The following is a 19,835-nucleotide window of genomic DNA, read 5'->3' as shown; positions in this document are numbered from 1 at the left end:
TTCATTGTGTCATCGTACTACTTGTTTCTTTTAACATATTCTAGTTATATAGTTCTCTTTTACAAAGAATAGTAAAGTTATATGCTTTAACATATATCTATAATCATCATATTTATGTGCAATTTTCAAAGAACAATTTTGAATACCTAAATGGTATCTCAAAATTAAACAGACTGAATTTACGCAATTCCCATTTCATCTTAGTTATCCTAAGATGTTAATTCCTTAGAAAGGAGGTGATCCAGCCGCAGGTTCTCCTACGGCTACCTTGTTACGACTTCACCCTAATCGCTGACCCTACCTTAGGCCGCTGCCTCCTTGCGGTTAGCTCACGGACGTTGGGTATTGCCAACTCTCATGGTGTGACGGGCGGTGTGTACAAGACCCGGGAACGTATTCACCGCGACATTCTGATTCGCGATTACTAGCAACTCCGGCTTCATGTAGGCGAGTTTCAGCCTACAATCCGAACTGGGACAAGTTTTAAGGGATTTGCTCGACCTCACGGTTTTGCGTCTCTCTGTACTTGCCATTGTAGCACGTGTGTAGCCCTACACATAAGGGGCATGATGATTTGACGTCATCCCCACCTTCCTCCTGGTTAACCCAGGCAGTCTCGCTAGAGTGCTCAACTTAATGGTAGCAACTAACAATAGGGGTTGCGCTCGTTGCGGGACTTAACCCAACATCTCACGACACGAGCTGACGACAACCATGCACCACCTGTCACCTTGTCTCCGAAGAGATTTCCCCGATTAAGGGTAATGCAAGGGATGTCAAGTGTAGGTAAGGTTCTTCGCGTTGCTTCGAATTAAACCACATGCTCCGCTGCTTGTGCGGGTCCCCGTCAATTCCTTTGAGTTTTAATCTTGCGACCGTACTCCCCAGGCGGAATACTTAATGCGTTAGCGGCGGCACGGAGGTGTTGAAACCCCCACACCTAGTATTCATCGTTTACGGCGTGGACTACCAGGGTATCTAATCCTGTTTGCTCCCCACGCTTTCGAGCCTCAGCGTCAGTTACAGTCCAGAGAGTCGCCTTCGCCACTGGTGTTCTTCCTAATCTCTACGCATTTCACCGCTACACTAGGAATTCCACTCTCCTCTCCTGCACTCTAGATAATCAGTTTGGAATGCAGCCCCCAGGTTGAGCCTGAGTATTTCACATCCCACTTAATTATCCGCCTACGCTCCCTTTACGCCCAATAATTCCGGATAACGCTCGCCACCTACGTATTACCGCGGCTGCTGGCACGTAGTTAGCCGTGGCTTCCTCCTTGGGTACCGTCATTATCGTCCCCAAAGACAGAGCTTTACAATCCGAAGACCGTCATCACTCACGCGGCGTTGCTGCATCAGGGTTTCCCCCATTGTGCAATATTCCCCACTGCTGCCTCCCGTAGGAGTCTGGGCCGTGTCTCAGTCCCAATGTGGCCGATCACCCTCTCAGGTCGGCTACGCATCGTCGCCTTGGTAAGCTATTACCTTACCAACTAGCTAATGCGACGCGGGTCCATCTCATAGCGAATAAATCCTTTGATCACTAAATGATGCCATCTAATGATGTTATGCGGTATTAATCTCCCTTTCGGAAGGCTATCCCCCACTATGAGGCAGGTTACCCACGTGTTACTCACCCGTCCGCCGCTAATCCATTTCCCGAAGGAAATTTCATCGCTCGACTTGCATGTGTTAGGCACGCCGCCAGCGTTCATCCTGAGCCAGGATCAAACTCTCAAATAAAAGTTTAATCTCAAGCTTTCGCTTTTAATTTAAAAACATAAAAGAATTGCTGGTTTATAATAAATTCGTCTGTTTAATTTTCAAATATCATTTTTACTCTGTCGCCCTCAAGCGACTTTCTTATCTTATCACCTCAGCTTTATTATGTCAACACTTTTTTAAAACTCTTTTTCAAGGCCTTAATCTTGTTGATCACTTTACTTGCCTCAGCGACGTGTTTTATCTTAACACACAGTTTCTTGCCTTTTCAAGTTAAATTCCTTCTTTTATAAATATTATTAGCTTTTTTCTTTAAATAACTCTTATTTTCTAAGTTTTTAGACCAATGATACGCTCGGTAAAGAGTACGAAATAACACAACTTTTTTAAGTGTAACGTAGCTTTGTAATTAATATAATAAACTTTCTTTCAAGTTGTTAAACCATTTATTTAAAGGTGATTGTTTTCTTTTTTTATAGCTTCTTCTTTCCTCTCTTTTATTATTATTGCCGAAGAAGCCAAAGAAAAATATTTCTTCAAATCCTATATTTCCTACTTCAGCTTCAGAAGCTATAAATATAGTTGCTATTAATGCAATACATACAGCAAGTGAAATTCCTATAGCTATAAACATTAACCCTGCAACTTTAACTTTATACATTAATGATTTATTAAAATCAGTTGGGAAAAATTTTGTTTTATTATATTCTACTGTTGTATTGGAATAGAAAACCCAACTCTTAAGTAAAGTAACTACTTTTTCTTTATCTATATCTCCATCTATTTTTATACTTCTATAATCTATTTTATCTGCTATAACTATTTTAATATTTTTGTCTTTATTGCTATTTTTAAATTTTTTCAATCTAGCTTTCAATTCTTTTGCATCTTTATGATGATATATTCTAGCACATACATATCCATCATTATGTTCATATAAATAACTTCTAAAATCATCTAATATCCATTTTCTATTAGCCTTATCTATTTTAGAATACACATACCTAATTTCTTCATCTAACATTTTGTTTAAATCTTTTATTCGGCTATATTCTTCTTCAGCTTCTTTATATATCATGTCATTTAAATTACCCTGTTTATTTAACTTAAATTTTTCATTTTCTTTTATTATCTTTATTTTTTCATCAATACTTATATTTTCTTTTTCTAAATTTAACTCTTCCTCATTTAACTTATTATCTCCCATCTAAAGCCCTCCTTCCAAGTCTTAATGGACTTATTATATACCTTCAAAGTAATAAGGAAAATTTATCTATTTTAGCATTTTTTAATATAAGGTTTATAAACTTTAAAATATTATGTTATCTATATCTTATTTAATATAAAAAAATTAAAAATTACTATTTTCCATATTAAATTTTTTAATTTAAAACACAAAGGTAGGAATAATTAATATTAATCTTCAAATATTAATTATTCACTTTTAAAAAATATACTAAAAAAAGAACACCTTAAAGTAAATAAACTCCACTTTAAGATGCTCCTTTTAAATTAAGCTCTTTTTATAGTTTCAGTTTCCTCTTCATCATCTAATGAATCTACTCCTAAAACTTTACCTTGTTTTTTCATTCTTCTTTCAGCATTCCAATATAATAGTAATGCTACTATTGCAAAGAATACTGGTCCACCTATCATCCAAATGGTATTTTCTAAATTACCTTGTAAAGCTGGCTCTATTATAGTAACTAAGTTACCAAATCCAACAACTACTACAACTGATATACTAGCTATTAAAGCAGCAGCTTTTGTTTTGAATATAGCAAATGGTTTCTTTATATTTTCATTCTTCTTAAAGCTATAGTAAGCACCTGCTACAAATATACATGGTACAGTCATAGCAACATTAGTCATTAGTACTAATTTTGAGAAGAACTCTGATGCATCTTGTCCTGCAAATGAAGTTCCTAATATAATAACTACAACTACTATACATTGAACTAACATAGCATTGAAAGGCATTCCTTTATCATTTAATTTTGTTAATTTCTTAGGCCATATTTCTTTTGGTGTTCCTTCTATTAATTGCTTAATTGGAGAATAAGCAAGTGTAAAGAACGCACCTGTAAGAGCTAAGAACATTGATATACCAACGAATCTTGCTATCCATGAACCAATTTGTGTTGAAACTGCCATAGATAATCCTAAACCTTGACCTAAAGTAACTCCTAAATTATTCATTATTACATAAGATACATTTATCATGTTTACATTTGATCCGCTTAAAGTATCATTCCAGTTAGTAAATACACCAACCATGAATATTCCTAAGCAGTAAGCTATTGCTATTATAATAGCTGACATTATAATTCCTTTTGGGAATGTTTTTACTGGATTTTCAGTTTCATCAACAAGTCCACCAACTACTTCCAATCCACCAAAAGCAAATATTGCAAATACAGCAAATGACATCATAGCAATTATACTTCCATAAGCAGGATTTGGTCCTTGCACAAATGAATGTGCTGATATTGGTTGAGCTAATTGCCCTTTATTTAATATAAATACAACTATTGCACCAACTATTAAAACAACATTTAATAATGTTATTGCTGTCCCCCCAATAGATGTAATCTTTTTAATTTTATCTAATCCTCTTGATGAAGCAAAAGTTATGAATATTATCCATAGAACCCCTAGTATTCCTATTACTTGTGTTGAACTTAATCCCATTACTGTCCACTTTGAAGTGCTATCTGATCCTATAATAGCTGTTGAAAGAGGAACCCATATACTTGATGAAGTACTTACTAACCATATTACATATGAGAAGAACCACATGAAAGTTCCTACAAATGCATATCTAGGTCCTACACTTTTAGACATCCATGAATAAATACCACCTTTTTCATCTTTAAATGCAGCACCATATTCTGCAATCATTGATGCATAAGGTATCATAAATGTTATAGCTCCAAATATATACCAAGGTATAGCAGCATATCCCATTAAATAATATGCTCTTGGCATATTATTGAATCCAAAAACTGAACTGAATATAAGTAATACCAATGGTATTAATGTTAATTTCTTTTTAGTACTATTGCTCAATAAAATCCCCCCACTTCTTTTGTTTATGAAAAAAATTAAGTATAATTTCTTCTATTTTTTCGAAAAAAATTAAATTTAATTATAATTCCCTCGTAAATAAAATTATACTTTCTATTATTATTTTGTAAAATTAAGCCCTTTATCTTTTCTATCTTATTATAATCATTTTATTGATTATTTTTTAATAAAAATATAATTTTATAATTAATTTATTAATATTTTGAGCTTTTTTTTACACCTATGTTATTTAGGAGAAATTTAAGTTTTTTCAAACTGATAATAAGAATATCATTTTAATATTTTTTTATCTATTTATTCATCATTTCTTTAAATATTAATAAATTGTTAATTTTTTTCTTTTTACAAAAATCGCCCTATTTCTTATATTTACTGGCATCTATTAGATATTTCTTATTTTATTTATAATCCCTTTTCTATTTTGTTTATATTTTTTTAATATTTAAAATTCTAAATTACTATTTTGTTTTATTTTACCCAATTTCACTAATAATTTATCAAAATATTAGCCAGTAAAAAAACATATTATTAACATTACTTCTAATAATCCTAATAAATAATTTTATTTCTCCTCTATCCCAATACTTTTTATTGTTTTTTTACATTATAAGGTTGCTTAATATTTGTATAATATATGTATCTGTTTTTAATATTTTAATAAAGTTAAACTTTTTTCAGAGGAAGTTTTTAAATAAAGTTTTAAATTCTTGATTTAATAATTTAAAACTATTTGATAAAATATAGTACAAACTCATGAAAAGGTATATTGCAACTATACATCACCCCGAAAATATTTTAGTTGCTATGAAATAAAACCAGAAAACTTTAAATAAACTTAGGAGGAATTAATTAAATGAAAATTCTTAGAGGGGAAAATATTAAGTATGTAAAGTTATTTTTAGTTATTGTAATTGCATATGTAGCAATAAAAATTATAAATAACCTTCCAACTGAACTTGGATGGCTTAGTGATGTATATCACTTATTAACACCATTTATTATAGCTTTAGTAATATCTTATATTTTAAATCCATGTGTTAAATTTTTTAACCATAAACTTAAATTGCCACTAAAGATTAGTATAATTATTACCTATTTATCCTTTATACTAATTGTAGCATTAGGTGCAATTTACTTTTTACCTAAACTTTATAATAGTGCTATAAACTTTTTAAATGCTTTCCCAGAAATACGAAATAAGTCAGAAAGCATATTAAAAATGCTTCATTTAAATAAATACTTAGATCCTAGTTCTAGTAGCTTTCAATTATTAGCTAAACAAGCTTTCAATGGTGCTATTAGTATTACTACATCTATAATAGAATTTGCTTTTGGGTTCTTAATATCTATTTATGTTATATCTTCTAAAGATAAATTTATAGATACAACAAAAAAAATAACACTTATTGTCTTTGGTAAAAAAATCGGACTTGAAATAATTGAATTCTTTAGAATATTAAATTCTAATATAGGAACATACCTTGGAATTAGTGCTATAGATTCTCTCATAGTAGGAGTTATCTCTTTTATAGGAATGACCTTACTTGGTGTTCACTACGCTATTCTTCTAGCCGTAGTTATAACCGCTATGAATATGATTCCATATATAGGACCATATATCGCTATGATTATTGCATTCTTAGTATGTCTAGCAACTAGCGATTTATCTAATGCCATAATTACTTTAATATTCCTAGAAGTTTTACATGAATTTGATTCTTGGTTTATACAACCTAAACTAATAGAAAATAAAATTGGACTTAATCCAGCTATTATAATTTTAGCTGTTACTATTGGTGGTGCTATTTATGGACCTATAGGTATGATTGTAGCTACCCCTATAGCTTCTGTTCTTCTTTTATATATAAAAAAAATTCTTATAAAATATAAATATAGAGCTACAGGAGAAAAACCTAACGAATCAGAAAATAAATACTTATCTTAACACTATTTTTACTAAATTTATGGTATAATTTTCTTTAAAATAAGTAATTTAATCTAATTAATTAGATTAAATTACTTATTATTTTATATTTACAAATATTCTATTATTAACATACTAAGTTAAGGGGGAATTTTAAATGAAGATATTTAGCGGACAAAATAGTAAATATATAAAACTTACTTTAAGTTTAATCGCTACATATATAATAATTAAATTATTAGAATATACACCTGCTCTTTTAGGTAAAATTTCTGACCTCTATGCCATTTTAGGACCTTTTATAATAGCTTTTATTATAGCTTACGCATTAAATCCCATTGTAAATCTAATCATGAAAAAAACAAACTTATCCCGTAATCTCAGCATTACTTTAACCTATATTTTATTTATATCCATGATAGGATTAATTTCTTTTTATATATTCCCTGGTCTTTACTCTACTACAAAAGATCTCATAGAAGCATTGCCAGGAATTACATCTAACGCTCAAAATATGATTGATAAAATCATTTTACAAATTAATAGTAATCCTGATTTAGCCAAGAGTCTAAGCACTGTGGATTTCAATACAATTATCGCAAGTACATCAAAACTATTTAATTCTTTATTAAGTCAAACTCTTACAGGGGCTATAAGCCTAACTACATCTGTAGTGAATATGATTTTCGGTTTTTTAATTTCTATATATATATTAATAGATAAAGATAAATTTATTAACTTTACAAGAAAAGCCACTTTAACACTTTTCGGTAGAAATATTGGGCTGGAAATAATCAATTTCATAAAAATACTAAATATTAATCTAGGAAGCTATATAGGTATAAAAGCTATTGACTCAACTATTATTGGATTTATAGCAATTATAGGCCTAAGTGTTTTAGGTACAAAGTATGCTTTACTTCTAGCTGTAATTGTTGGATTCACTAATATGATTCCATATTTCGGACCATTTATAGGTATGTTCGTCACATTCTTAGTTAATTTATTTGCTGGAGATTTCAAACTCGCTTTAATAAGCACTATTTTTTTATTCTTCCTTCAACAATTTGATGCTTGGTATCTTGATCCTAAACTTATTGGAAATAAAATAGGCTTAAGTCCATTTGTTGTTATTCTTGCTGTAACTATTGGTGGTGCTATTTATGGACCTTTAGGTATGATTGTGGCTACACCTATTGCTTCAGTAATTAACTTTTACGTAAATAAAGCTTTACAAAAGTATTCTTACCGTATGAATAAGCCTAAAAAAGAAACTAATAATACTAAAACTATTAAAAAGTAAATAAATCAACTACTAATTCATATAAAGATTTTTTATTCTTCATACTAACAAATTTGTAACCTACTTAATAAAATGTGTCTACTTGTAAAATTCTATTTTTATAGTTTATAATGCAAGTAGACTATTTTTACGTTAGGAGTTTTTACTTATGATGAATGTGGATATAAATAAATGCATTGGGTGTACCCGTTGTGTTCATGACTGTATCGTTAGTGATATAGAAATGGTTAATGGAAAAGCTCATGTTAAAAATGAAACTTGTATAAAATGTGGACATTGTATAGCAGTTTGTCCTAAAAATGCTGTATCAACAGATGATTACAACATGAATGAAGTAAAAGATTATAATAAAGAAGAATTTACTATAGAGCCTGAAACTCTTCTTAACTTTATAAAATTCAGAAGAAGTGTTAGAAACTTTAAAAAACAAGATGTTGAAAAAGAAAAGTTATTAAAAATAATAGAAGCAGGTAGATTTACTCAATCAAGTAGTAATATGCAAGATGTTTCTTATATAGTAGTTAAAGATAAACTTCAAGAATTGAGAAAAATAGTTCTTGAAACTCTTAATGCAAATGCTAAAGCAATGCTTGCTGATAACAGTATGCACCGTTATCACACATATGCTCGTATGTGGATGAATATGTACAAAAACTTCTTAGAAAATCCAGATGGAGAAGATAAACTATTCTTCCATGCTCCAGCATTAATATTAACAGTAGCAGAAAACCCAGTTAATGCATCATTAGCTTCATCTAACATGGAACTTATGGTTAATGCACTTGGCCTTGGAACATATTTCAGTGGTTTCTTACTAAGAGCTGCTCAAACAAATCCTAAAATAGCTGAATTCCTTGGAGTTCCAGAAGGAAAAAGCTTAGTTACATGTATGGTTATTGGATATCCTAATATTAAATATTTCAGAACAACACCTAGAAAAGATGCTGATATATTATTCCTATAATCACATTTAACAATATATACCTTTAAACTAATTATATAGGTGAAACCCTACAAAATATTCACCTAAAAAAGTTCTTCAATTTCTCTACACACTTGAGTAGGAAATTGAAGAACTTTTAATTTTTATTAAATTCCATATATGATCATTCCAATAATAGCACTTATTACTATTATTAATATTGGATGTATTTTTTTAGACCATAATAGTCCTAAAGTTATAATTCCTATTACTATAGCTTTAATATCATAGTATGAATCTTTTGCTAAAGAATAAAAGGCACTTATTATTAATGCTATTAACACTGGTTTCATTCCTATAATTGCACCAGCCACATATTTATTATTTTTTAATTTTTCAATATGCTTACTTAATATTATAACTACTACAGTAGAAAATGCTATTACCCCTACAGTTCCCACTATTCCACCTATTATTCCATGTACTTTATATCCAACATAAGTAGCTGTATTTATAGATACTGGCCCTGGTGTCATCTGAGATATTCCCAGTATGTCTGAAAATTCACCTTTACTTATCCAATGATTACTATTTACCACTAGCTCCTCTATATATGGAAGCATTGCATAACCGCCTCCAAATCCAAATAAACCAATTTTAAAGAAGGTCAAAAATATTGATATAAGCTCCATTACTTCGCCTCCTTTGGTCTACAAAATAAGGCTCCATATATTATGCCTATTATTATAGCCATAGCTGGACTTAAATTGAAAAATATCAATAATATTGACATAATAACACATACTATTATATTCATATTAGTTTTTTTTACGGACTTACTTAAAGATACTACTGCAATTAAAACAAGAATTGGCACTGCTCCACTTATGCCCTTAAATGCTAAATCTACAAATTTGTTTTCTCTAAAATTAGTCAACATAGTAGCAATCATAAGAATTATAGTAACTGAAGGCAATATAGTTCCCAAAACAGCTGCTAGAGCTCCTTTTATTTTTCCTACTCTATATCCAACAAACACTGAACAATTTACGGCCATTGGTCCTGGTATACTTTGAGCTATAACTAAGGAATCCATAAATTCCTCTTTAGTTAGCCACTTTTTTGAATCTACAAATTCTTTTTCTATTATAGGTATCATTGCATAGCCTCCACCAAAAGTAAAAGCACCTATTTTCAAAAAAGAAAGAAACATCTCTAAAATCTTCAAGATTTCGCCCCCTTATTTTACATCTAAATCTATTATAATTTGTAATTGTTAAATCTTTGGGAACTATTTGTTACATTTAAAGAGTGCTAAATCTATTATCCTACAATTCAGTTTATAGTTTTTTATTGAGCTTCAAAGTATACCCCATCTTCTTTAAATTATTTATATAAATTTTTAATTTCATTTTATCTTCTTTTTTAAAACCATATTTATGCACATCTACATTATAAATTTTACAAACTTCTATATATTTTAAAAGTGCATTTATATCATTGTTTCTTTTATAAAAGGAATATATTACTTGAAGAAAAGGTTCATAAAATTCAAATTTATTATTTATGATTTTATTTATTATAAAATCAACTTTATCACTATTGTCATACTTATTAATTTTAGTAAGCCTTCTCAAAAAATCCACATTAAAATTTTTAAATTTTGCTTCTATAAACAATATATTTTCATCACTAACATCTTTATCTAAAGTTTTACCCATTATTTTAATAACATTTATACTTTCTTCACTATAATATCCTCTAAAGTATAATTGTTTCAATAATTCTAAGGTTTCTGTTGTTATAAAAGGCATCTTTAAGAATTCACTTTCTAAAATTATCAAATCATATAATGGAAAAACTCCAAAATCTAATTTTTTCTTTATTTTTAGTACTCTATTAGAAATTATAGATTTGCTTTTAGTATCTTTATAATTATTTTCTATTATTTTAAAGGAATATTTCCTAATTAAATGACCAAATACCACTGCTACAATTTCATTTTTTCTTTCTATAACTTTGCTATTTGGTGGTATATTTATATTAATTAAAATTTTTTCTTTATCCCAATGACAATTAATAATTTCTTTTGAATTCCACAATATTTTTCCTATTGGTAAAGCAAGATTATTATAACTTATCGTATAATTTTTATTCACACCTATATTTTTATTATAGTAAATAACATCTTCTAACCCTTCTTCTATGATATTAAGTGATTCTCTCAAATTGCAATCTTCTAATATTTCCATAATCTCATAAATATTATTTTCTTTTTTAACAACTAATCTTCTTAATATCCCTAAAGCTCCATAACCATAGCCCATTGTCTTCAAAAAGAAAAGTAATCTATTCCTAAATATATTATTATTCTCTATTTCATAAATATTAAAGTTCTTATCATTTAAAGTTTTAATAAAATTGTGAAAAAAACTATCATTCCCCATTTATTTATCACCTAATATATTTTTAGATTTTATTCGTTCTTTTATTGCACTCTCTAAATCTCTATTGCTAAAGTTTATTCTTATTTCTATTTTCCTATCCCCCTTATGTTCTTCCTTTTTATAATTTACTTCACTTCTATTTCTTTCAGAAGGTGTCTTGTTTGTTTCAAATTCAGACATTCCAGAAGCTTTAAATTTTTGACCATAGTTATTTTCTAGAAAACTATTCATAGGTACCATTTCATTTAAAAAGCTAACTGCTCTATCTGTAGATAATGTTCTATTATTAAAAGTAGTTCCGGAATAATCTGTATGACCTACAACTTCCACATATTCAATTTCATCTGCTATAACATCAACCTTTAATAATTCAGTGAATATACCATTAAATATTGCTGCTACATTCTTTCCATCGCTTTTAATTTCAGATGAACCACTATCAAAAAATGTTTCTGTTAATATTTCAACTTTTCCTTCTTCTCTATTAAATCTAATCATATTTTTATCAATATTATTTGCCTCTAAATGACTTTCAATTTGATCATACAACTTTTCTCTTTTAGCTGAAATATCATCTACAAATACTGTTAAATATCCCATAGCTAGTATCATAATAAAGAAAAAAACTAAAGTTGCAATGGACATCATATCAACAAAGGATTGCCAATATGATACTTCTCCCTCTTTCCCCCTATATTTTCTTTTTCTCATCTTCATATAAGCTTATCACTCCCACTTTCATTTAGTGTATAAGCTACTGCTGAAGCCCAATCATTTGAAGCCTTTACAAGCTCACCTATTATAGTAATACTCTCATTTAAATTACTTACTGAATCACTTATATCACTTACAACTGTACCAATTTCCTCAGATAAATCCTTTGAAAGTTCCCTAGCAATTTCATTTAAGTTTTTATCTAAGGCTATTGCTAATTGTTCAGATATAGAATCATTCATGCCACCTATACTATTTTTTAAATTTTCTATCATATTTTTTAAGTCATTGAAAGTTTCCTTTAACATTTCCATTTGTTCAAAATTTTCATTTTCTCTAATTTCATTTATTTTATTAATAGTATTTATAAGTTCTGTCAACCTATCAGCTCTTTCCTCTGTTGCTGTTCCTTCTTTTCTTATTATTGCTCCTAATTTATCTAGTTGTTCTATATTCCTATTGTTAGTAATTTTTAATTCACTAAATGATGTATTCATTCCTAAAGCCACTTCATCCATGGAATTTTTAAAACTCTCATTAATATCTTTTATATTTACTGTTAAAACTTCTGAAAATTCTCCTAAAGTTTCATTTAATGAACTTGATAAATTATCATTAGATTTTTCTATAAATTCTGTTACACGCTCTGATGATTTATGAATTGTATTATTCAAAGTCTCAACTGTATCACTCAAGATTTCAACTGAACTTTTAACATTAGTCCCCAAAAGTAACATAGTATTATCTATAGATTTCACTGTATTATCAAACTTATGAAAGCTTTTACCAAACTTACTTTCTAAGGATTCTGAAATATTAATAAAATCAATAACTGAATTACTAAAATTATCTACAGGTTTATTAAAATTTTCAACAGTATTATCCATACTCTTCACAAGACTCTTAAATTTATCTGTATAATCTTTTAGAGCTTCTGCTGAATTAGTTAAATCCAAAGAATTTGCATTGATTTTATTTACTAATTCTTCAACTCCATTTTTAAATAAAACGGTCATTTCTTCTGTAAGAGTAAGCATTGTTGTTTTTACAGTTACACTAAATTCCTCAAAAATTGTATTAAAGGTCTTTGCTCTCTTAGCAAATATTTCATTATCCAAATAATTCTCTATTTCATTATAAAATTCATCCTTATGAAAAATCATTGATTGATTGATAAAATTTAAAATCAATGAACCAATAACACCAAAAATACTTGTCCAAAAAGCAGTTGCCATACTAGCAATAGGATTTTGAAGTGCATTAGAAAATGTATTTATATTTTCAATCCCAGTTAATGCACTTTTAGTTTCAAAAATAGCTAAGGTTAGTCCTAAAAAAGTTCCCAAAAGACCTAATCCTATTAAAGTAGATGGAATCATTTTAGATATCCCTTCCATTTTAATAATCTTTTTACTTATATTTTTATCTATTATAACCTCAGTATTTATATTATCTGTGCCCTTTGTAGTACTTTTAGAAAATTCATTTACTATCTTATCTAATTCTTCATTATGAAAGTATTGCCCTTCTTCAATTGATAGAGTTAAATCCTCTAATAATTCCTCATAGTATTTCTTTATAAAAATTGTAGTAATAATTCCTACTGCAAATATACACACTATTAAAAATATAACAATCCATCCTAAAAAATTTTGAGATAGCATAGATGAAAAAACTTTATTGAAAATATTCATAAAACCCCCTATTACATAATTTCTTTATTTAAATATATGACAATAAGAATGGTTTAATTACTTAGTTATTATCTTTAGATTTATAGAAGATTAAAATATGATAAACACTAGTGATCAAATAAAAAATAAGGAGAATGCCTTCAGTTACATTGAGGTATTCTCCTTAAAATAAATATTTAAATTGCTTTTTTATTTCCATTTCCTAATAAATGCACATTACTCACTCTTACTTTTGTTGAATATTTTTTTATATTAGCTTTATTCACATAAGTACTTGTTATTATTTCACCTTCAACAGCTACTTGTTCTCCTTTTTTTACATAGTTACTTAAAAACTTTGCATTACCACCGAAAGCTACTAATTCTACAAAATTAGTCATTGTTTCTTTTTTATTTTTATTGTAAGTGTTTATAGCTAAAGAGAATGTAGCATATACTCCATTATCAAAAGTTTTTAATTCTATATCTTTTGTAAGCCTTCCAATTAAATTTACCTTATTCAAAATATTATTCCTCCTAAACTTTATTATTATTAGGATTATTAACACTTTTCTTTAATTTAATCAGGTAAATTTATTTTTCTTATTTCCTTTATCAAATCTTCTTTAATTTTATTTTTATTTATATTCTTACCAGGGCATAAAGTACCAACTACATCATTATGTCCCTTTATATCATTTATTGGATACTTTAACACAAGATATTTTAACAATTCTATTAAAGATTCATATTGCTTATCCTCTATTAATTCTTCTTCAAAATTTCCTTCTAAACATATCCCCAATGTATTTTGATTGTTTTTATAGGCATGAGCTCCTATAGCTCCTTCTGGACGTCCCTCATAAATATTCCCCGACTTATCTATAAAATAATGATATCCTATACCACTCCATCCCTTTTCTTGATGCATTTTATGAATTGTATCTGCATCAATATTTTTTATAGCTGCATGATGTATTATTATTTTTTCTGGATTATTAAGAAATACTAACTTCTCTGCCCACTCATAGGACTTCTCCTTTATGTTTAAATTTAACTTAAGTTCTTCTATTTTTTCATTTCTTACCTGCACATTATAAATTTTTCTTATGCTTTTTATTTCATTAAAAATCATTTTTCCAAACAATCCTATAAGAGAAATTATTATTAAAAGTATAGCTAAAACAAAAATTCTTCTCATTATATATACCCTTTTAGGATGTTTAAATTTTTTTTTACTTTTAACCTTACTCATAGATAAACATATTATTGCTAATGCCTTTACCGATTTCTCTTTAAATTTAGCAATATTCTCCCCCTACCATATATCTATTTTAATTTTACCATTTTATAATAAAAAAGTATATTTTTGTTTTAGAACATAAAAATAAAGCAAATCTTTTGATTTGCTTTAGCTTGTCTACTTATTAAAAAATGTGCATACATATCTTTACAACTTCAACAAACACCATTGCTAATATTGCTGCTGCTGGAATTGTTATTATCCATGCCCACATTATACTTCTAGCCATACCCCAGTTAACTCTTTTTAGACTTTTTTCTGCTCCTATTCCCATAATGGAACTAGTCATAACCTGAGTTGTACTTACTGGTGCATGTAATGCAGTAGCTACAAATAATACTATGGATGAACTCATTTGTGCAACGAATCCACCAGCTGGATCTATTTTCGTAACTTTATTTCCCATTGTTTTTATTATCTTTTTACCACCTATTGATGTACCAAGAGCCATAGCTGTAGCACAACATACAATTACCCAAATAGGAACATTAAAAGCTGATAAAAATCCACCACTTACTAATGACATTGTTATTATTCCCATTGATTTTTGAGAGTCATTCGCTCCATGGTCTAAGGCTATAAGTATTCCTGATACTATTTGAAGTTTTTGAAATACTTTGTTTACTTTTCTTGGTTTTGCATTAAATAAACATTTTTTTAATATTACTATAAATATATATCCAACTACAAAACCTATTAGAGGTGACAAGAATATCCATATAACAAATTTACTGAATAAAACTCCCCAACCTACAGAGTGTATGTTCCAAGTAAGAGCTATTACTCCACCAACTAACGCACCTATTAATGCACAAGTTGAACTGCTTGGAATAGCAAAATACCAAGTTAACAAATCCCATACTATTGCTGCTAATAATACACAAACAATTACCCATAAAGGTATTTTTGTACTATCAACAACCCCATCACCAACTGTTTTTGCAACTGCGGTACTTGTAAATGCTCCAATAAAATTAAATACTGCACACATTCCTATTGCTACTTTAGGACTTAATGCTCTAGTAGTTATAGATGTAGAAACTACCGTTGCAGTATCATGAAATCCATTGGTAAAATCAAATATTAGAGCTAAAATAACTATCGTTATCATCAAGACCACAGTACTATGCATTCTTCATTACAACTCCCCCAATTATATTAACAACTGCCTCACATGCATCTATAGCATTTTCAAACATCTGATATACATCTTTCCACTTCATAACTTCTAAAGCTTCTAGAGATTCATTTCTAAATAATTTTCCAACGACTTCTCTAAAGAATACATCAGCTTCATTTTCAATTCTATTGACAGCTATTATTCTATCTGAAATTTCTTTTATATTTTTATTCATTCCATTTAGTAATCCCATTAAAGCTACTATTTCCTCTGTTGCTTTAATTAAGAAATCAGCAAATATTTTTGATTCCTCTGAGGATTCACTTATATTGAACATTATGAATCTATGTAATATAGATTCAATATTATCTATAATATCATCCATTCTTTTTGTAATATCATAGATATCTTCCCTATCTATAGGAGTAACAAAGGAGTTATTTAATTCCTTCATAATATCATGTACTATCTTGTCTCCTTCATGCTCTAGATTTTGAATTTCTTGAGCATAAATGGTTGCCTTATCAATTTCATTTAGAAATTCTTTTAGAACTTTTGCTCCTTTAACGACATTGTTAGCTTGCTGCGAAAATTTTGTGTAAAACTTGTCTTCTTTAGGACTAAAATTAAACATGTCTTCAACTCCTAGTCAATTTAATTAATATATATTATTTAAATTGGTAATGTTACTTACCAAGATAATAATTGAATGAATTATTAATTCTCCATTTTTAATTATCCATTTTAGTTAAATGAGTTATTCTCTTTTAAAAAAATAATATAGAAGCTTTATTAAAACATAATAAAAGAGTTAACTCTTTTATTATGTTCTGATTATGTAAAATATTAGATGATTATGTAATTTTACATTTCTCATTTAAATGGTTATCTAATTAAAATTAGAATAGCATTCTTGCTATAAATTGACCTACAATAACACCAAATAAACTTAAGAATAAGTTTAACATTATATTCCACATCCCCATAGCTGGGTTTTTTGATAATAATGTAACTGATTCTAGTGAAAATGTTGAGAATGTTGTTAATCCTCCCATTATTCCTGTAGTTATAAATAACTTTGTTGTTGGTGATATTGCTGTTGTTCTTAGTGCTGTTTCAGCAACAAATCCTATAATTAATGCTCCTGTTACATTGGCTATTAATGTTCCACAAGGAATTGATATAGGAAATTGCTTTGTAGCCCATACAGATATTAAATATCTTGCACCAGCACCAATAAAACCTCCACAACCTACAATAATTGCTAATAATGTTCTTGATAATACCATTTTTTTCTCCTCCTAGGTTTAAAAAGTTTCTATTAAGAATTTTTAATAAATCCTTAATTAAAAGTAGGAGTCATCAGCATTTCTGCGGTTTACGGTTAACCCCATAACCGGTTACTTCTACAGTATAACGACTTTTTATTACAATTTTGTGTCTACTTATTACTTTTTTTTAACTTTTTAAACTTTTTAATTAACATTTTTAACATTATTAAACTTTTGATTTATTTTCTTCATATTGATCATTTTTTTTATCTCATAGTTAGAGATTGCAATACTCTTCTCTTCTATAAATAGGAGATAAACAAACTTTACGCTTCTAGATAACTTTGACTAAGCATTTAGATAGAATCAAAGTTCCAACTGAATTAAGTCTATGTTTATCTCATAATTATTGTTTGCAATATTCTATTTTTTTATAATCCATTTTTTATCACTTCCTCTATTTACCAGAATATATTAAATTGAATTGCACATAATACTATTGTAAGCAACATAAGATGCTTACAAATAAGATTTATTTTTTAGGAGGCGTTTATCATGGACCATAATTCAAGCATCGGTTGTAACGTAAGAGAATGTAAACATCATTGTGAGGACGACGATTATTGTACTTTAGACAAAATTAACGTAGTTAAAAATAATAAAATACAACACTTCGTCGGAACTAACCAAGAAAACACAGATTGTGGAAGCTTCGAATTAAAATAGGATTGAGTTTCCTAGGACCACGAGTGTTTCTTTAATTATTTTATATTTAAAGATAGGCTAAATAAAAAATAATCCCATTAGCTAATTTTATTAGCTTGTATTCTCTAAATCTTCTCCTTCCTTCACCCTACAAGCGAGATTTATAATTTAGAGAAAAAAAAGAGGACTATCTCAAAATTGAGATAGTCCTTATTTACCAATACAGATTTAACTATTTTTCTCTTATTCTTAATTTAATCCTTATAAACTTCCATTAAATTTTAAATAAGTTAAGTTTTAGTTATATTAATCTATTTGCTTAAGCAATCTTCTTAATACATCTATAATTTTAGCTTCTCCAAGTTCTTCATTTGCCATTACCATAACAAGTTTAATAATATTATCAACCTCATCTATAGTATAAGCTCTTATATCAACTCTGGCATCTTGTGGCATTTTTTCTTCAATCATATCAGTACCTATTTCTTCTGCAGTTGATAAATATTCATCAAATAACTCATCTTCTGAATATTCATTTAAATCGTAATCCTCTTCTAAAATAGATTTAATAAAATCAACAGAAATTCCTAATTTATAAGCCACCATATCTTCTCTTTTGGATGCATTACTTAAGTCACTTAAAACTTTAAATTCAGTTTCACTTTCTATTAACTCTTTTATTTCATCAGTATCTACTACCTTTGTAATAAAATTAACATACATAAATCCAGTCACTCCTTTTAATAAGCTATGCTTATATTATTAAATAATTGTAAGTCACTATACTTATTATGTCTAGTTTTTTCTTTTTATTTCATTAAATTATTTACCTGAAGTATACTTTATTAAGACTTCCTCTGAGTTTGGCTTCTTTTTTCCTATTCTAAATAGTAAATCTACTATATTTAAAAATACTGACACTCCTATAAAAGCCAATGCTAAGAAACAAAATCCTATTAAAAAGTCCTTAAGACCTAACTTTTGTATATTGAAAAATGAATATGGATAATCTTGTATTAAGTATCCAACGCCAACTGCGTAAAAAGTATAAACAAAAGGGAAAATATACCATATAGCTATTCTCTTTGGTTTATATTCACCTTTTTTAGCAAATAATAAATAGTCTATGAAAAATGCTAATGGAGTAAATCCATGTAGTGTATATTCTTCTAGTTTTCTTAAACCTTCTGCATGCCATTGTTGATTTAATACTAAGAAAAACACAATTCCTGCAACCCATACATAAGTATTTATTGCTCCTCTTACTTGTGTATTATTAAAAAATTTAAATCTCTCGTTAAATATTCCTTTATTCAAGAACCACATCATGGCTAATATATTACTAAGCTCAGTAAAATATGTAAAATACCCAATTATTCTAGCGTACTCTGGATGAGTATTAGGTAATACAATATCAAGAACTAATGATAATAGTAATGCTAATAATATTATTATTCCTGCAATAGCTCTCCATGCTTTTATTCCTTTGTTCATTTAATTCACCTTTCCTATTACGTTAAACTGAAAACTATTCCTTTTTTGGAGTAGTTTTTATGATGTATTTCCTATTATAATTAAAAAGACTATTCATTTCAATATAATTTAAGTGAAGAATATTTTGACAATCAAAATATTCTTCACCTA

The 19,835-nt window shown here is 28.4% G+C and carries 19 protein-coding genes, 1 rRNA gene and 1 riboswitch; of the genes, 4 read left to right on the top strand and 16 right to left on the bottom strand.

What is annotated here, in order from left to right; genetic code table 11:
• Positions 1 to 30 precede the first annotated feature (30 nt).
• The 4 genes from ARA19_RS18090 to yjeM form a co-directional block, all read right to left on the bottom strand.
• Complete coding sequence (locus tag ARA19_RS18090; RefSeq protein ID WP_278321661.1) at positions 31 to 162, bottom strand: hypothetical protein; 132 nt, start codon at positions 160 to 162, stop codon at positions 31 to 33.
• Between the two features lie 67 nt (positions 163 to 229).
• Positions 230 to 1,743, bottom strand: a 16S ribosomal RNA gene (locus ARA19_RS03370).
• A 388-nt stretch (positions 1,744 to 2,131) separates the two neighbouring features.
• Positions 2,132 to 2,929, bottom strand: coding sequence for a hypothetical protein (locus ARA19_RS03365; protein WP_055069533.1), 798 nt, complete (start codon positions 2,927 to 2,929; stop codon positions 2,132 to 2,134).
• A gap of 305 nt (positions 2,930 to 3,234) precedes the next feature.
• A complete protein-coding gene (yjeM, locus tag ARA19_RS03360) occupies positions 3,235 to 4,797 on the bottom strand; it encodes a glutamate/gamma-aminobutyrate family transporter YjeM (RefSeq protein ID WP_055069532.1) in 1,563 nt (520 codons plus the stop codon).
• An 865-nt stretch (positions 4,798 to 5,662) separates the two neighbouring features.
• Between yjeM and ARA19_RS03355 the strand changes: the two genes are divergently transcribed.
• The 3 genes from ARA19_RS03355 (at position 5,663) to ARA19_RS03345 (ending at position 9,000) form a co-directional block, all read left to right on the top strand.
• Entirely contained in the window at positions 5,663 to 6,754 is a 1,092-nt protein-coding gene (locus ARA19_RS03355) for an AI-2E family transporter (RefSeq protein ID WP_055069531.1), read from the top strand.
• 136 nt (positions 6,755 to 6,890) lie between these two features.
• Entirely contained in the window at positions 6,891 to 8,036 is a 1,146-nt protein-coding gene (locus tag ARA19_RS03350) for an AI-2E family transporter (RefSeq protein ID WP_055069530.1), read from the top strand.
• Between the two features lie 148 nt (positions 8,037 to 8,184).
• Entirely contained in the window at positions 8,185 to 9,000 is an 816-nt protein-coding gene (locus ARA19_RS03345) for a nitroreductase family protein (protein ID WP_055069529.1), read from the top strand.
• Between the two features lie 125 nt (positions 9,001 to 9,125).
• On the opposite strand, the gene ARA19_RS03340 is transcribed toward ARA19_RS03345, so the two are convergent.
• The 10 genes from ARA19_RS03340 to crcB all read right to left on the bottom strand — a co-directional run bounded on the left by ARA19_RS03340 (position 9,126) and on the right by crcB (position 17,504).
• Positions 9,126 to 9,650 carry a chromate transporter gene (locus ARA19_RS03340; protein ID WP_055069528.1) on the bottom strand — a complete coding sequence of 175 codons (525 nt, stop codon included), beginning with the start codon at positions 9,648 to 9,650 and terminating at the stop codon, positions 9,126 to 9,128.
• A complete protein-coding gene (locus ARA19_RS03335; protein ID WP_055069527.1) occupies positions 9,650 to 10,189 on the bottom strand; it encodes a chromate transporter in 540 nt (179 codons plus the stop codon). Before ARA19_RS03335 ends, ARA19_RS03340 begins: the two co-directional genes overlap by 1 nt.
• 109 nt (positions 10,190 to 10,298) lie before the next feature.
• The gene (locus ARA19_RS03330; RefSeq protein ID WP_055069526.1) at positions 10,299 to 11,405 is read right to left on the bottom strand and encodes a hypothetical protein; all 1,107 of its coding nucleotides are present in this window, start codon (positions 11,403 to 11,405) and stop codon (positions 10,299 to 10,301) included.
• The gene (locus ARA19_RS03325) at positions 11,406 to 12,122 is read right to left on the bottom strand and encodes an OmpA/MotB family protein (protein WP_055069525.1); all 717 of its coding nucleotides are present in this window, start codon (positions 12,120 to 12,122) and stop codon (positions 11,406 to 11,408) included.
• Complete coding sequence (locus ARA19_RS03320; protein ID WP_055069524.1) at positions 12,119 to 13,813, bottom strand: hypothetical protein; 1,695 nt, start codon at positions 13,811 to 13,813, stop codon at positions 12,119 to 12,121. Before ARA19_RS03320 ends, ARA19_RS03325 begins: the two co-directional genes overlap by 4 nt.
• A 176-nt stretch (positions 13,814 to 13,989) precedes the next feature.
• Entirely contained in the window at positions 13,990 to 14,316 is a 327-nt protein-coding gene (locus tag ARA19_RS03315) for a single-stranded DNA-binding protein (protein WP_055069523.1), read from the bottom strand.
• A gap of 56 nt (positions 14,317 to 14,372) precedes the next feature.
• Entirely contained in the window at positions 14,373 to 15,047 is a 675-nt protein-coding gene (locus ARA19_RS03310) for a peptidoglycan recognition protein family protein (RefSeq protein WP_084764200.1), read from the bottom strand.
• Positions 15,048 to 15,219: 172 nt separating this feature from the next.
• On the bottom strand, positions 15,220 to 16,227 hold the full coding sequence (locus ARA19_RS03305; protein ID WP_055069521.1) for an inorganic phosphate transporter: 1,008 nt from the start codon (positions 16,225 to 16,227) through the stop codon (positions 15,220 to 15,222).
• Complete coding sequence (locus ARA19_RS03300; RefSeq protein ID WP_055069520.1) at positions 16,220 to 16,849, bottom strand: DUF47 domain-containing protein; 630 nt, start codon at positions 16,847 to 16,849, stop codon at positions 16,220 to 16,222. The genes ARA19_RS03305 and ARA19_RS03300 overlap by 8 nt, the downstream gene beginning before the upstream one ends.
• Positions 16,850 to 17,114: 265 nt before the next feature.
• Complete coding sequence (crcB, locus tag ARA19_RS03295; RefSeq protein WP_055069519.1) at positions 17,115 to 17,504, bottom strand: fluoride efflux transporter CrcB; 390 nt, start codon at positions 17,502 to 17,504, stop codon at positions 17,115 to 17,117.
• A gap of 57 nt (positions 17,505 to 17,561) precedes the next feature.
• A riboswitch (Fluoride riboswitch) is annotated at positions 17,562 to 17,622 on the bottom strand.
• Positions 17,623 to 18,041: 419 nt separating this feature from the next.
• Here crcB and ARA19_RS17040 point away from each other — a divergent pair.
• Positions 18,042 to 18,212: a DUF1540 domain-containing protein gene (locus ARA19_RS17040; RefSeq protein ID WP_084764197.1), complete on the top strand. Its 171-nt coding sequence runs from the start codon at positions 18,042 to 18,044 to the stop codon at positions 18,210 to 18,212.
• 285 nt (positions 18,213 to 18,497) lie between these two features.
• Here ARA19_RS17040 and ARA19_RS03290 read toward each other — a convergent pair whose 3' ends face one another.
• Both ARA19_RS03290 and ARA19_RS03285 read right to left on the bottom strand, forming a co-directional pair.
• On the bottom strand, positions 18,498 to 18,914 hold the full coding sequence (locus tag ARA19_RS03290) for a hypothetical protein (protein WP_055069518.1): 417 nt from the start codon (positions 18,912 to 18,914) through the stop codon (positions 18,498 to 18,500).
• A gap of 99 nt (positions 18,915 to 19,013) precedes the next feature.
• A complete protein-coding gene (locus tag ARA19_RS03285; protein WP_055069517.1) occupies positions 19,014 to 19,685 on the bottom strand; it encodes a Pr6Pr family membrane protein in 672 nt (223 codons plus the stop codon).
• Positions 19,686 to 19,835 lie beyond the last annotated feature (150 nt).

It is taken from the genome of Clostridium massiliamazoniense, from assembly GCF_001403635.1.
GTDB classification, from domain to species: Bacteria; Bacillota; Clostridia; order Clostridiales; family Clostridiaceae; genus Sarcina; species Sarcina massiliamazoniense.
Note: the sequence above shows the minus strand (reverse complement) of the source record. Positions and strands in the feature narration are given on the sequence as shown.

Excerpts from the sequence above, each read along its gene's own strand:
- ARA19_RS03365 (WP_055069533.1), bottom strand. The coding sequence starts at position 2,929 with ATGGGAGATAATAAGTTAAATGAGGAAGAGTTAAATTTAGAAAAAGAA.
- ARA19_RS03355 (WP_055069531.1), top strand. The coding sequence starts at position 5,663 with ATGAAAATTCTTAGAGGGGAAAATATTAAGTATGTAAAGTTATTTTTA.
- ARA19_RS03350 (WP_055069530.1), top strand. The coding sequence starts at position 6,891 with ATGAAGATATTTAGCGGACAAAATAGTAAATATATAAAACTTACTTTA.
- ARA19_RS03345 (WP_055069529.1), top strand. The coding sequence starts at position 8,185 with ATGATGAATGTGGATATAAATAAATGCATTGGGTGTACCCGTTGTGTT.
- ARA19_RS03340 (WP_055069528.1), bottom strand. The coding sequence starts at position 9,650 with ATGGAGCTTATATCAATATTTTTGACCTTCTTTAAAATTGGTTTATTT.
- ARA19_RS03330 (WP_055069526.1), bottom strand. The coding sequence starts at position 11,405 with ATGGGGAATGATAGTTTTTTTCACAATTTTATTAAAACTTTAAATGAT.
- ARA19_RS03325 (WP_055069525.1), bottom strand. The coding sequence starts at position 12,122 with ATGAAGATGAGAAAAAGAAAATATAGGGGGAAAGAGGGAGAAGTATCA.
- ARA19_RS03320 (WP_055069524.1), bottom strand. The coding sequence starts at position 13,813 with ATGAATATTTTCAATAAAGTTTTTTCATCTATGCTATCTCAAAATTTT.
- ARA19_RS03310 (WP_084764200.1), bottom strand. The coding sequence starts at position 15,047 with ATGAGTAAGGTTAAAAGTAAAAAAAAATTTAAACATCCTAAAAGGGTA.
- ARA19_RS03305 (WP_055069521.1), bottom strand. The coding sequence starts at position 16,227 with ATGCATAGTACTGTGGTCTTGATGATAACGATAGTTATTTTAGCTCTA.
- ARA19_RS03300 (WP_055069520.1), bottom strand. The coding sequence starts at position 16,849 with ATGTTTAATTTTAGTCCTAAAGAAGACAAGTTTTACACAAAATTTTCG.
- crcB (WP_055069519.1), bottom strand. The coding sequence starts at position 17,504 with ATGGTATTATCAAGAACATTATTAGCAATTATTGTAGGTTGTGGAGGT.
- ARA19_RS17040 (WP_084764197.1), top strand. The coding sequence starts at position 18,042 with ATGGACCATAATTCAAGCATCGGTTGTAACGTAAGAGAATGTAAACAT.
- ARA19_RS03290 (WP_055069518.1), bottom strand. The coding sequence starts at position 18,914 with ATGTATGTTAATTTTATTACAAAGGTAGTAGATACTGATGAAATAAAA.
- ARA19_RS03285 (WP_055069517.1), bottom strand. The coding sequence starts at position 19,685 with ATGAACAAAGGAATAAAAGCATGGAGAGCTATTGCAGGAATAATAATA.